At 65.8% G+C, this 12,568-nt stretch carries 10 protein-coding genes; 7 read left to right on the top strand and 3 right to left on the bottom strand.

Features of this window, described 5'->3' with window-relative positions:
• Nucleotides 1–10: 10 nt before the first annotated feature.
• Nucleotides 11–598 (bottom strand): hypothetical protein, encoded by a 588-nt coding sequence (locus ASF51_RS01675; RefSeq protein WP_157411955.1) that lies wholly within the window; start codon nt 596–598, stop codon nt 11–13.
• A 166-nt stretch (nt 599–764) separates the two neighbouring features.
• Between ASF51_RS01675 and ASF51_RS01670 the strand changes: the two genes are divergently transcribed.
• Nucleotides 765–2,171, top strand: a complete 1,407-nt coding sequence (locus tag ASF51_RS01670) for an HNH endonuclease signature motif containing protein (protein WP_055924299.1) — start codon at nt 765–767, stop codon at nt 2,169–2,171.
• Here ASF51_RS01670 and ASF51_RS01665 read toward each other — a convergent pair.
• Nucleotides 2,155–3,285: an SDR family oxidoreductase gene (locus ASF51_RS01665; protein ID WP_055924298.1), complete on the bottom strand. Its 1,131-nt coding sequence runs from the start codon at nt 3,283–3,285 to the stop codon at nt 2,155–2,157. The two genes, ASF51_RS01670 and ASF51_RS01665, sit on opposite strands and share 17 nt — an antisense overlap.
• Before the next feature lie 79 nt (nt 3,286–3,364).
• Nucleotides 3,365–4,624, bottom strand: coding sequence for an MFS transporter (locus ASF51_RS01660; protein ID WP_082479453.1), 1,260 nt, complete (start codon nt 4,622–4,624; stop codon nt 3,365–3,367).
• A 127-nt stretch (nt 4,625–4,751) separates the two neighbouring features.
• Between ASF51_RS01660 and ASF51_RS01655 the strand changes: the two genes are divergently transcribed.
• The 6 genes from ASF51_RS01655 (at nt 4,752) to mmsA (ending at nt 12,541) form a co-directional block, all read left to right on the top strand.
• On the top strand, nt 4,752–6,140 hold the full coding sequence (locus ASF51_RS01655; protein ID WP_055924295.1) for a bifunctional dTDP-4-dehydrorhamnose 3,5-epimerase family protein/NAD(P)-dependent oxidoreductase: 1,389 nt from the start codon (nt 4,752–4,754) through the stop codon (nt 6,138–6,140).
• Nucleotides 6,141–6,198: 58 nt separating this feature from the next.
• Entirely contained in the window at nt 6,199–6,633 is a 435-nt protein-coding gene (locus tag ASF51_RS01650) for a VanZ family protein (protein ID WP_055924291.1), read from the top strand.
• A 152-nt stretch (nt 6,634–6,785) separates the two neighbouring features.
• The gene (locus ASF51_RS01645) at nt 6,786–7,883 is read left to right on the top strand and encodes an acyl-CoA desaturase (RefSeq protein WP_082479452.1); all 1,098 of its coding nucleotides are present in this window, start codon (nt 6,786–6,788) and stop codon (nt 7,881–7,883) included.
• 533 nt (nt 7,884–8,416) lie between these two features.
• Nucleotides 8,417–9,400 (top strand): LacI family DNA-binding transcriptional regulator, encoded by a 984-nt coding sequence (locus ASF51_RS01640; RefSeq protein WP_235497179.1) that lies wholly within the window; start codon nt 8,417–8,419, stop codon nt 9,398–9,400.
• A gap of 304 nt (nt 9,401–9,704) precedes the next feature.
• A complete protein-coding gene (gene chvE, locus ASF51_RS01635; RefSeq protein WP_055924285.1) occupies nt 9,705–10,829 on the top strand; it encodes a multiple monosaccharide ABC transporter substrate-binding protein in 1,125 nt (374 codons plus the stop codon).
• 143 nt (nt 10,830–10,972) lie between these two features.
• Complete coding sequence (gene mmsA / locus ASF51_RS01630; RefSeq protein ID WP_055927697.1) at nt 10,973–12,541, top strand: multiple monosaccharide ABC transporter ATP-binding protein; 1,569 nt, start codon at nt 10,973–10,975, stop codon at nt 12,539–12,541.
• Nucleotides 12,542–12,568: the final 27 nt, after the last annotated feature.

Genomic DNA, 12,568 nt, shown 5'->3' with positions numbered 1-12,568 from the left:
TCTTGCCACTCTATTGCAGGGTGAACTCGGGTGCGTGTTGTGGCGGCAGGGGGGCTGGGAGCGGGTAGTCCTCTACGTCGCCGTTGATGTCGCCCACGGTGGTGACGGTCTCGGCATCGAAGTTGAGGATGTCGCCGGCATAGAGCACCATGGCGCCGCCTCTGCGGGGGCCGTTGACGTTGTTGAGGTAGGCAAGTCCGACGCAGAAGCGGTCGGAGATGAAGTCGGGTATGTCATCGGCGGCGACGACATACGCCACCGGCGTGCCGTCGGGATCGAGCAGTGCCTGGCCGGTGGCCCCGACGCGGGGTCCGTTGTCGACGGCGATCTGCTGGCGCTCGCCACTGATCTTCGGCTTGTCGTCGGATCTGAGGGGCGTGCAGGACATCGGCTCCAAGACGTCGCCCGCATTGTCGGGTACGACGGTCTTCGTCGGGCTGGGAGTGGGGCTGGGACTGGGGCTGATGCTCGACGTGCTCGGGCTGCTTGCTGTCGGCGTGAGTGTCGGCGTGGGTGCCTGCGTGTTCGTGCAGCCGCCGAGGATTGCCGTGCCCACGGCAGCGGCCAGCACCGCCCAAACGAATCGTCTTCGCCTCATCTCTGCAACCTTAGTGTCTAGAACACTTGTTCTATTGTGTGCGATACGGTAATCTATGTGTATGGAAACAGTATTCGACACGATTCGAGCCTTTACGGCTCGTCTGTCGAGTATTCATGGTGCCACCGACTTCTCAGAGTTCAGCTCGGATGAGTTGAAGACATTCATGAGCGTGGCGGCGTCCCTTCGGCACGAGGTCGATCGGGCGCTGGCCTGCGGGGCCGCCGAGATCAACCAGCGCTCCCGCAGAGAGCTCGGCGGGGCGGGGCTCGCGAAGACCGAGGGGCATCTGAATCCGCAGTCGATGATCGCCGCGCTGACCGGCAGCACGAAGGCCGACGCCCGAAAGATCGACAACCTCGGCAAGTCTGTGATGCAGGCATCACCTGTGCGCTTCGCACCGCCCGCCGGGCAGGCCGACGCAGGGGTGCCGCAGGGGCCGTGGTTCGCGTCGATCACAGAGCGCATGCAGTCGGGCGAGATCAGCCCCGACAGATTCGAGGCGTTGCGTGCGGGGCTCGGCGGCAAGGCGGATGACGTGTCTCCAGAGGCGCTGGCCGCGGCGGCAGACCGAATCCTCGAGTACCTGCATCCACTCGATGCGCCCGAACTGGTCTACCGCGACGCGCGAAACGCGCGTGCGTTGCTCGATCGCGAAAGCGTGGCGGAGAACGAGCGCGAAATGCAGGCCAGGCAGGAGGCGAAGATCTGGACTGATCGCGACGGCATGGTTCACCTGCGCGCGTCGTTCGCGCCCGAAGACGGCGCCTGGTTCAAGAACACCCTCGACTTGCTACTCGGTCCCCGAATCGGCGGACCTCGACTCGTTCACGGCAAGGCCGCCACCATGGCAAAGGCTCTCGAAGACGACCCCCGCACGACCGAGCAGATCCGCGCCTCCGTGCTCGTCGCCCTGCTCAAGGCCGGTGCCCTCGTCGATGAGAACGCGCTGCTCGCGCAGAAGCGGCCCACGGTGCAGGTCGTCGTCAGGGCCGACGAACTCACGCGGCCCAACAGCGACGGTGTCGCATTCATCGAAGGAACAGGCATCCCCGTCTCGATGAAGACGATCGATCGACTGGTCTGCGACACCGGAATCGTTCCCGTGATCGTCGACTCCGCCGGCGCCCCGCTCGACCTCGGCCGCGAAGTGCGACTCTTCACGGCCAAGCAGCGCCTGGCGATCGCCTCCCTCCAAGGCGGATGCGTCGTGGCGGGCTGCAACGCCCCGCCGTCGTTCTGCGAGGTGCATCACATCGATCCGTGGAGCGAAGGCGGCAAGACCGACGTCGAAGACGGAGTCCTCCTCTGCAGGTTCCATCACATGCACCTGCACAATCACGGTCATCGCATAGCGCGGATCGCGGGCGAACGCTACAAAGACAGCTACCGCTGGGTGCCGTCGGCAGAGGTCGATCCGCTGCGATCACCCATCAGAGTCAGGTTTCGTGGGGTCGCGCTCCACTATGCCCATGCGAGTGGGATTGGGAGTGCGAGTGCCCGCACCAAGAGAAACCGACCACGGAAGCCGAGTCCTTCAGCCGGCACCGTTCGGTTCACGCGGCGGGGATGAGCCGCTCGTGTCGATAGCGATCGAAGAGGGCTGTGAACGAGTCCACTGTGCGGTGATGGGTGTGGAACCCGGCCAGGCGGCTCTTGCTGATGTCGGTCACGACCTCGATGTCACGACCCAAGTCGGCATCGGTGTGCCACCACGAGGCAAGACGACCGAGGTCAGGCTCGACGAGCTCGTGCTGGGCCGCGATCGTCGCCCACACATCACCCATTCCCTCCATCTGCTGCTCCAGAGGTCGGGGGCTCGTCTCGAAGCCGACGGGTTCGACGCCGAAGTATGCGGCGAGCTGCGGCCACATCCAGCGCCAGCGGAAGATGTCGCCGTTCACCACGTTGAACGCTTCGTTCGCGCCTGCCGGCGACGTCGAGGCCCAGACCATCTGCTCGGCGAGAACGGTGGAGTCGGTCATGTCTGTCACGCCGTTCCACTGCGTCTCGCTGCCGGGAAAGACGAAGGGTCGATCGAGGTGACGGCAGATCGAGGCGTAGGTCGCGAGGGTGAGCCCCATGTTCATCAGGTTGCCGACGGCGTGGCCGATCACCGTGTGGGAGCGGTGAACCGACCACGTGAAGCCCTGCCGCTCTGCAGCAGCGAAGAGCTCGTCCTCTTGCGCGTAGTAGAAGTTCGGCACGTCGAGCCGGGGCTCATCCTCGTGAAAAGGAGTGTCGGGCATCTCGCCTTGGGCGTAGGCGTCGAAGGGGCCCAGGCAGTGCTTGAGGCCCGTCACCAGTGCAGCGTGCACCACGGCAGATCCGTCGAGCGCTGCGAGCAGGTCGCGCACCATGCCGCCGTTCACGACGATGTTCTGCTCCTCGGTCGCCTGGCGCGACCAGGCGGTGAAGAAGACGTGGCTGACGCCTCGCCCTTCGAGGGCCTGGCGCAGGCTCTCCGGCGAACGCAGGTCCGCAGCGATCCATTCGACCCCGGGGGCCTGCCGGCCCTCGGAACGGGCCAACGCGAGCACCCGCCATCCATCGGCCGTCAGTCTGTCGACGAGGGCCGAGCCCGCGATGCCCGACGCGCCGACCACCAGGGCCACGCGGTCGGATGCCGCAAGAGAGTCTGATGCTGGGGGAGAAGGGGGCTGGGAGGAGTTCGGTGAGAATGACATCCCCCTCTCGAACCGCGCCCGTCGACGAGGTATTCCGCCCGAGGCGGTTACACAGGGGAGCGGTTACACGGGGGAGCGGTTACACAGGCGAGCGAACGGGCTGCGGTTCCAGGGCGGCGATCGCGGCGGCGTTCGCGTTCGCCGTGGCCACGGCCCGGTCGCCGCGCAGGCCCAGGGTGAACACGACCACGGCGCCGACCGCCGCGATTCCGCCGGCCAGCCAGAAGTCGAAGGCCAGGCCGTTCGCGGTCACGGCCAGGGCGCCGAACACGGATCCCGCGGCGATCGACAGCTGGATCGTGGTGACGAAGAGCGCCAGGCCCCCTTCCGATGCCGACGGCGAGGCGTTCGCCATCCAGGTCTGCATGCCGAGCGGCAAACCGCCCCACACTAGGCCCCAGGCGGTGATGAGAACGAACACGCCCACGAGCGACGACGCGAGCAGGGGCAGCAGCACGATCGTGGCGGCGACCACGGTCATCGCGACTCCCACGGTCGCGGTCACGCTGCGCGACAGAGTGAAGCCCGCGGCGAAGTTGCCCACGATGCCGGCCACTCCGAAGATCAGCAGTGCCAGAGTGATGGTCCCCGCGTCGAGCTCGACGAGCTCTTCGAGGTACGGCGACACGAAGGTGTAGGCCGCGAACTGGGCGATGAACACGAACGCCGCGCCGATGAGTCCCACCCGGGCGCGCGGCAGCTTCAGCAGCGCCGCCAGAGTCGACGCGCGCACCCGCTGCACCGACGGGATCTTCGGCAGCAGCAGCAACTGTCCGACGAGCGAGACAGCGCCGAGTGCCGCGCCGATCACGAACGCGAGGCGCCAATCGGCGACGGATGCGATGAACGAGCCGAGCGGAAGGCTCACGACGGTCGCCACCGAGATGCCGGCCGTGATGAACGACGACGCCCGGATGACCGATTCCGGGCGCACGAGCCGCGCCGCGACGCCGGCGCCGATCGACCAGAAGCCGCCGAGTGCGACGCCGAGCAGCAGTCGGGCAACGATGAGCACCGTGAAGTTCGGGGCCATTGCGCCCAGCAGGTCGGCCAGCACCAGCAGAAGACTGAGCGACCACAGCACGATCCTCCGGTCGATCCGCGAGGTGGCGATGGTGACGATCGGCGCACTGACAGCCCCGGCCAGCCCCGTGGCGACGACCATCAGGCCCGCCGTTCCGATGCTCACGTCGAGATCGTCGGAGATCGCCGTGAGCAGGCCGATCGGCAGGAACTCCGAGAGCACCAGCACGAACGAGCCCAGAGACACGGACAGCACCCCGAGCCATCCACGCAGGTCGGAGGAGGTGGTGCCGGGCCGGGTCGCGACAGAGGTCATGACGAGCTACAAGCATCGAGAACCCGAGTCCATTCCCGGCGCAACGGAGTGACCCTCGCGCCGGTTCCCGGTAGGCTCGCTGCGCGCGACCGAACGCGCGCGGCAAGAGAAAGCACAGGTGTTACCGATGACCGAAGCGAACGAACTGCGTCTGACCGAGACCGCGATTCCGGGGCTCGTGATCCTCGACCTTCCGGTGCACGGAGACAACCGCGGCTGGTTCAAAGAGAACTGGCAGCGCGAGAAGATGCTCGCCCTGGGGCTGCCCGACTTCGGTCCGGTGCAGAACAACATCTCCTTCAACGGCAAGACCGGCACCACCCGCGGAATCCACGCCGAGCCGTGGGACAAGTACGTGTCGGTGGCCACCGGGCGCATCTTCGGCGCCTGGGTCGACCTGCGCGAGGGCGACTCGTTCGGCGCCGTCGTGACCGTCGAGCTCGACGCGGGCCGCGCCGTCTATGTGCCGCGCGGAGTCGGCAACTCGTATCAGACCCTCGAAGAAGACACGGCCTACACCTACCTGGTCAACGACCACTGGAGCCCGGCCGCCTCGTACACGTTCCTCAACCTCGCCGACGAGACCGCGAACATCCCCTGGCCCATCGCGCTCGCCGACGTCGAGATCAGCGCGAAAGATCAGGCCCACCCGCGACTCGCCGACGTCGTTCCCATGAAGGGTGCGCGCACGCTCGTGCTCGGCGCGGGCGGTCAGCTCGGCCTCGCGCTGCGCGACGTCTTCCCCGACGCCGAATACGTGTCGCGCGCCGAGTTCGATGTCGCCGACCCGGCCAGCTACACCTCGCGGCACTGGGGCGACTACGACACCATCATCAATGCGGCCGCCTACACGAAGGTCGACGAGGCCGAGACGGCGTCGGGCCGATCGGATGCCTGGGCCGCGAACGTCTCGGCCGTCGCGTTGCTCGCATCGGTCGCCACCGCCAACCGGCTCACCCTCGTGCACGTCTCGAGCGACTACGTCTTCGACGGAACCGCGGCCGAGCACCCCGAAGACGAGGCGTTCTCGCCGCTCGGCGTGTACGGCCAGACCAAGGCGGCGGCAGACGCCATCGTGTCGACGGTTCCGCGTCACTACATCGTGCGCACCAGCTGGGTCATCGGCGAGGGCAACAACTTCGTGCGCACCATGGCATCGCTCGCGTCTCGCGGAGTGGCTCCGAGTGTCGTGAACGACCAGATCGGGCGCCTGACCTTCACGACCGACCTGGCCGACGGCATCCGGCACCTGCTGACGACGGGCGCCGACTACGGCACCTACAACCTCACGAATCAGGGCGAGCCGCAGTCGTGGGCCGCCATCGCCGCGCGCGTCTACGAGCTCACAGGACACTCCGCGTCGGATGTGACCGGGGTCTCGACCGAGCAGTACTTCGCCGGCAAGTCGGTCGCGCCGCGCCCGCTGGGCAGCGTGCTGCCCCTGGGCAAGCTCGCCGGCACCGGGTTCGTTCCTCGCGATGGCGACGAGGCTCTGAAGCACTACCTGGGCGTGTAGAACCTTTCGGCGTTCCGACGGAAATGGCGTCGAAACACGGTTCGGGTACCCTCGGCGAATGGACAGCCCTCGATTCAGACGTTGGGCATGGAGGGCTCTGGGGCTGATCACCCTGGCGGTGATCGCCATCACCTTCTGGCCCACGCCGGTCGACAGGCCTTTCCACCTGGCGATCGGCCGCACGCTCGCGTTTCTGCATCGCAACGGCCTGCCGCACTGGGTGACCTATGCGGTCGTCGAGTCGGCCTCGAACGTCGTGATGTTCGTGCCCATCGGCGCCCTGATCGCGATCCTCGTGCGGCCGTCCCTCTGGTGGGTGTCGGGTGTGCTCGGCCTGCTCGCGTCGGCGTGCATCGAACTCGCGCAGCTGCTTTTTCTTCCCGCACGATACGCCTCGCTCGGCGATGTCGCGGCCAATACGAGCGGCGCCCTGCTCGGGGGAGCAGTCATATGCATCCTGCGTTATATACAGACGCACCGATCGCCCGCGTGACGCACCGGGGCTGGCAAGCGCCTGTGGGTCGTCCGTGCATCCGGCCTTCGACCCCATGATCGAGGCCGCGCCCCGTAGAGTAGCAACAAGTCACCCCTAGAACCCGGTTGTCTTGCTGCCCTGCTCGGGCCCGATGGCCGAAGGGGGCCTCTGTGACTGACACAGTAAAACCGCGCATCACGTTCACGAAGACCAAGCCCGGCGGGGCGCGCACCAGCCCGACCAGCGAGTACTCCTCGCTGCTCAACACCGTTCGCGACGCCGGCCTGCTGCGCCGCCGCAAGGGCTTCTACTACTCCATGTTCGGCGTGCTCGTCGCCGCCCTCGGGGGCGTCGGCGTCGGCATCGTGCTGCTCGGCGACTCGTGGTTCCAGCTGCTGATGGCTGCCGCACTCGGCATCATCTTCACCCAGTTCGCGTTCCTAGCTCATGAGGCCTCGCACCGTCAGGTCTTCACCTCGGGCAAGGCGAACGACATCGCCGGACGCGCTCTCGCCAATCTCTTCGTGGGCATCAGCTACTCGTGGTGGATGACGAAGCACTCCCGCCACCACGCCAACCCCAATGTGCTCGGCAAAGACCCCGACATCGAACGCGACTTCATCTCGTTCATCCCTGAAGATGCGGCCAAGTCGAAGGGCCTCTATGCCTGGGCCACGAAGCGCCAGGGTTACTTCTTCTTCCCCGTGCTGATGTTCGAGGGCCTCAACCTGCACATCCACGGCTTCCGCACGGTGTTCGGCAAGGGCAAGGTCGACAAGCGCTGGCTCGAGATCAGCATGCTGACCACGCGCATCGCGGCCTACGTCATCGTCATCTTCCTGCTGCTCGAGCCCGGAATGGCCTTCGCCTTCATCGGAGTTCAGCTCGCCGTCTTCGGCGTCTACATGGGCGCCTCGTTCGCCCCGAACCACAAGGGAATGCCCACGCTGCCTCACGACAGCAAGGTCGACTTCCTGCGTCGCCAGGTGCTGACCTCGCGCAACATCCGCGGCGGCTTCGCGATGGACACCTTCATGGGCGGACTCAACTACCAGGTCGAGCACCACCTCTTCCCGAACATGGCCCGGCCGAACCTCAAGAAGGCTCAGGCCATCGCCAAGGAGTACTGCGAGAAGCACGACATCCTCTACACCGAGACCGGTCTACGTCAGTCGTACGGCATCGTGATCCGCTACCTCAACAAGGTCGGACTCTCGGCCGGCGGAGACCCGTTCGACTGCCCGGCCGCGCAGGCGTTCGGCCGCTAGGCCCAGCACAGCTCCGCGCTCCACGCGCCTCACTCGCTTCACTAGAGAGCACTTCCCGTCAGATCGTCAGGTTCGCCAGACCTCGACCTGACGCGAAGTGCTCTCTTTTTGCGGAAACGACCGCACTTCGGGTCAACTCGAGACTCCGCCGGGGCGTCGACTTGTCAGAGAGTGCTGTTTCCCGGCTGAATCTGCGCGTTCTGTGACAGGTCGCGCGTGCGGGTGGGCGTCGACTTGCCTGAGAGTGCTGTTCTCCGGCCGGATCTGCGCGCTCTGTGACAGGTCGCGTGGATGGGTGGGCGTCGACTTGCCAGAGAGTGCTGTTCATCGGCCGGATCTGCGCGTTCTGTGGCAGGTCGCGTGTGCGCGCACGCAGCCCCTGCTCACGAGTTCAGGGGCAGCGCGGAGGTGCCGCAACCCGCGACGCGTGCATAATGGACTGGCGCTCACCCTTGTGAACGTGAACAACGATGAGGTTAGAGCGCGTGGCAGACGAACCCGAGCCGGTGGCGAAGAAGTCACGGGCGCCGAGCATGCACGATGTCGCGCGCCTCGCCGGGGTCTCCCACCAGACGGTCTCCAGAGTCATCAACGACGCCCCCAACATCCGTGACGAGACCAAGCAGCGGGTGCTCGACTCGATGGAGCAGCTGCAGTACCGGCCCAACCGGGCCGCCCGCGCGCTGGTCACGTCCCGCTCCCGAACCATCGGCATCCTGTCGGCGTCGCGCACCAACTACGGCCCCGCCGCCAGTATCCAGGCGATCGAGGACGCGGCCAACGCGGCCGGCTACGCGGTGACGACGGCGAACATCCAGGGCTTCGAATCGACCTCGATCGTGCGCGCCATCGATCGGCTGCTCGACCAGGCCATCGAGGGACTCGTGGTCATCGCGCCGCAACGGCGCACCTTCGACACCCTCGCGGGCATGGCGCTGCGCCTGCCCATCGTCACCCTGCAGTCGACGGGGACAGACGGCGACAGGTCGCTCTCCGTCGACCAGATCATGGGTGCGCGTCTCGCAACCCGCCACCTGATCGAACTCGGCCACCGTTCCATCTACCACCTGGCCGGCCCGCAGGACTGGATCGAGGCGGAGGCGCGCATGACCGGCTTCCTCGACGAGATGAACGCCCAGGACATGCCGACGACGGCCCCGTTCCTGGGCGACTGGACAGCCGAGTTCGGCTACTTCGCCGGGCGCGAGCTGCTGCGCGTGCGCGACTTCACGGCCATCTTCGCGGCCAATGACCAGATGGCCCTGGGGCTCATGCACGCCATCCGCGACGCCCGTCTCGATGTTCCGGGCGACATCAGCATCGTCGGCTTCGACGACATTCCGGATGCCGCCCACTTCTGGCCGCCCCTGACGACGGTGCGGCAGGACTTCGCCGAGCTCGGCCGGCGCTGCGTGGCTCTGCTTCTCGGCGGCCTCGACGCGGGGGAGCAGTACGACGGCATCATCGCTCCGACCCTCGTGGTGCGCGGATCGACCGGCCCGCCGCTGAATCGGTAACGATCGTGACACGGCACAAAATGGTGGTTGACACGGTGATCCGTTGCGGGTCTAGTATGAACACGCGTTGTGAACGTTCACAAGGAATGTGGATCGCACCACGCACCAGAGCAGACAAGGGAGTCGTAGACATGGCCAGCAGCACGCGCAGCGCAGCCCGTCCATCCTCTCCCTAGCCCGCGCCCCCCTCTGCCGCGCTGGGCTCTCGCCCTGCACGGCGAACGAATCGGTCTCCGGGACGATGCCGGTTCGTGCACCACTGCAGACAACGACGTCCACTGCACATTCGAAAGGAATTCACACAGTGAAAATCAAAACCCTCCTCGCCGGCGTCGCCGCCGGCGCGATGATCATCGGCCTCTCGGCCTGCTCCAGCGGCTCAAGCGGCGGCGGAGAAGGCGGCGGAGACGGCGGCCTCATCGGCGTCGCGATGCCCACCAAGTCGAGCGAGCGCTGGATCCAGGACGGCGACGCCGTCAAGTCGCAGCTCGAAGACGCCGGCTTCACCGTCGACCTGCAGTACGCAGAAGACGACATCCCCACCCAGGTCTCGCAGATCGAGAACATGATCACCAAGGGCGCCAAGGCCCTGATCGTCGCCTCGATCGACGGCACCACGCTCACCAGCGTTCTGCAGGATGCGGCCGACGCCGACATCCCCGTCATCGCCTACGACCGCCTGATCCGCGACACCGAGAACGTCGACTACTACGCGTCGTTCGACAACTTCAAGGTCGGCCAGCAGCAGGCCTGGTCGATGCTGAACGGTCTCGGCCTCACCGAGCTCGACGGAACGCCCATCTCAGGCGCACCCGCCGGCCCGTTCAACATCGAGCTCTTCGCCGGTTCGCCCGACGACAACAACGCCACGTTCTTCTTCGACGGCGCCATGCAGGAGATCCAGCCCCTCATCGACAGCGGCGTTCTCGTCGTCGGCAGTGGCCAGACCGACTTCGAGCAGGTCGCAACCCTCCGCTGGGACGGCGAAACCGCACAGAGCCGCATGGAGGACATCCTGACCTCCACGTACTCCGACGGATCCAAGAAGGTCAACGCGGTTCTCTCGCCCTATGACGGCATCTCGCGTGGAATCATCTCGGCTCTCACCGACGCCGGCTACACGGTGGGCGACGAATGGCCGACCATCTCCGGCCAGGACGCCGAGCTCGACTCGGTCAAGGCGATCAACTCGGGCGAGCAGTACGCGACCATCTTCAAGGACACGCGCGAACTCGCCAAGGTCGCGGTCGCCATGGCCACCGCGATCCTCAACGGCGAAGAGCCCGAGGTCAACAACACGAAGGACTACGACAACGGCGCGAAGGTTGTTCCTTCCTACCTGCTCGAGTCGCAGATCGTCGTGAAGGACAACATCACCGAGGTTCTGGTCGACTCCGGCTACTGGACTGAAGACGAGATCAAGGGCTAATACCCGAAAGATCCCGGATGTTCCGGGCGCGTGACCCGATCGGGTCGCGCGCCCGGCGCATCCAGTCTCTCGTCGCCGCCTAGGGCGACGTAAAACCCACCACACGAACAACCAGCAAGGAAGCAGGTTCGCAGATGACGGACATGGTCGACGCACCTCTCAGCGACGCTCCGCTCGATGGCGGTGCCCCCAACATCCTCGAGATGCGGGGAATCACCAAGACGTTCCCCGGCGTCAAGGCGCTGCAAGACGTCACGATCGAGGTCGGCCGTGGCCAGGTGCACGCCATCTGCGGCGAGAACGGCGCCGGCAAGTCCACGCTCATGAAGGTGCTGTCGGGTGTCTACCCGTTCGGTACCTACGAGGGCGACATCGTCTTCGAAGACAAGATCGTCGAGTTCAAGGACATCCGCGATTCCGAGGCCGAGGGCATCGTCATCATCCACCAGGAGCTGGCCCTGAGCCCGTACCTGTCGATCGCCGAGAACATCTTCCTCAACAACGAGCAGCGTGGGGCCATGGGCCTCATCGACTGGAACAAGACCAACTCCGAGGCGGCCAAGCTGCTCGCCCGGGTCGGCCTGCGCGAGAACCCGACGACCAAGATCATGGACATCGGAGTCGGCAAGCAGCAGCTCGTCGAGATCGCGAAGGCACTGTCGAAGCGCGTGAAGCTGCTCATCCTCGACGAGCCCACCGCCGCCCTGAACGATGAAGACAGCGACCACCTGCTGAACCTGATCCTGCACCTGAAGGAGCAGGGGATCACGGCGATCATCATCAGCCACAAGCTGAACGAGATCAAGAAGGTCGCCGACTCCGTCACGGTCATCCGTGACGGCAAGACGATCGAGACGATCAAGAAGAGCGACGTCACCGAAGAGCGCATCATCAAAGACATGGTGGGCCGCGACCTCGAGCACCGCTACCCCGATCACACGCCGCACATCGGCGACGAGATCCTGCGCGTCGAAGACTGGACCGCGCACCACCCCCAGGACCCGAGCCGCGTGATGGTCGACAACGTGAACATCAACGTGCGTCGTGGAGAGATCGTGGGCATCGCCGGGCTCATGGGCGCCGGCCGCACCGAGTTCGCGATGAGCCTGTTCGGCCGCACCTACGGCTCGAAGATCAGCGGCCGCGTCTACAAGAGCGGCGTCGAGATCAAGACCCGCACCGTGTCGGAGGCGATCGCGAACGGCCTCGCCTACGCCACGGAGGACCGCAAGACCTACGGGCTCAACCTCATCGACGACATCAAGCGCAACATCTCGATGGCGGCGCTGAAGAAGCTCGAGAAGCTCGGCCTCGTGAATGACGGCCAGGAGTGGACCGTCGCCAACGAGTACCGCAAGAGCATGAACATCAAGTCTCCGACCGTGCTGGCGAAGACCGGCAAGCTGTCGGGCGGAAACCAGCAGAAGGTCGTGCTGTCGAAGTGGATCTACTCCGACCCCGACGTTCTGATCCTCGACGAGCCCACCCGAGGCATCGACGTGGGAGCGAAGTACGAGATCTACAGCATCATCAACAAGCTGGCCGCCGAGGGCAAAGGCGTGATCGTCATCTCGAGCGAACTGCCCGAGCTGCTCGGAATCTGCGACCGCATCTATGCCCTCTCCGAGGGACGCATCACCGGCGAACTGCCGATCGAAGAGGCGAGCCCCGAGGCTCTGCTCAAACTCATGACCATGGAAAAGGCCCGCTAGCGCTCGCGCTGGTGGATATAGGAGCAC

Origin of the sequence: Agreia sp. Leaf283 (assembly GCF_001422485.1) — a bacterium.
Classification (GTDB): Bacteria; Actinomycetota; Actinomycetes; order Actinomycetales; family Microbacteriaceae; genus Agreia.
Note: the sequence above shows the minus strand (reverse complement) of the source record. Positions and strands in the feature narration are given on the sequence as shown.

What these genes read in the sequence shown, in the direction of transcription:
- ASF51_RS01675 (WP_157411955.1), bottom strand. Translation starts at nt 598, where the DNA reads ATGAGGCGAAGACGATTCGTTTGGGCGGTGCTGGCCGCTGCCGTGGGC.
- ASF51_RS01670 (WP_055924299.1), top strand. Translation starts at nt 765, where the DNA reads ATGAGCGTGGCGGCGTCCCTTCGGCACGAGGTCGATCGGGCGCTGGCC.
- ASF51_RS01665 (WP_055924298.1), bottom strand. Translation starts at nt 3,285, where the DNA reads ATGTCATTCTCACCGAACTCCTCCCAGCCCCCTTCTCCCCCAGCATCA.
- ASF51_RS01660 (WP_082479453.1), bottom strand. Translation starts at nt 4,624, where the DNA reads ATGACCTCTGTCGCGACCCGGCCCGGCACCACCTCCTCCGACCTGCGT.
- ASF51_RS01655 (WP_055924295.1), top strand. Translation starts at nt 4,752, where the DNA reads ATGACCGAAGCGAACGAACTGCGTCTGACCGAGACCGCGATTCCGGGG.
- ASF51_RS01650 (WP_055924291.1), top strand. Translation starts at nt 6,199, where the DNA reads ATGGACAGCCCTCGATTCAGACGTTGGGCATGGAGGGCTCTGGGGCTG.
- ASF51_RS01640 (WP_235497179.1), top strand. Translation starts at nt 8,417, where the DNA reads ATGCACGATGTCGCGCGCCTCGCCGGGGTCTCCCACCAGACGGTCTCC.
- mmsA (WP_055927697.1), top strand. Translation starts at nt 10,973, where the DNA reads ATGGTCGACGCACCTCTCAGCGACGCTCCGCTCGATGGCGGTGCCCCC.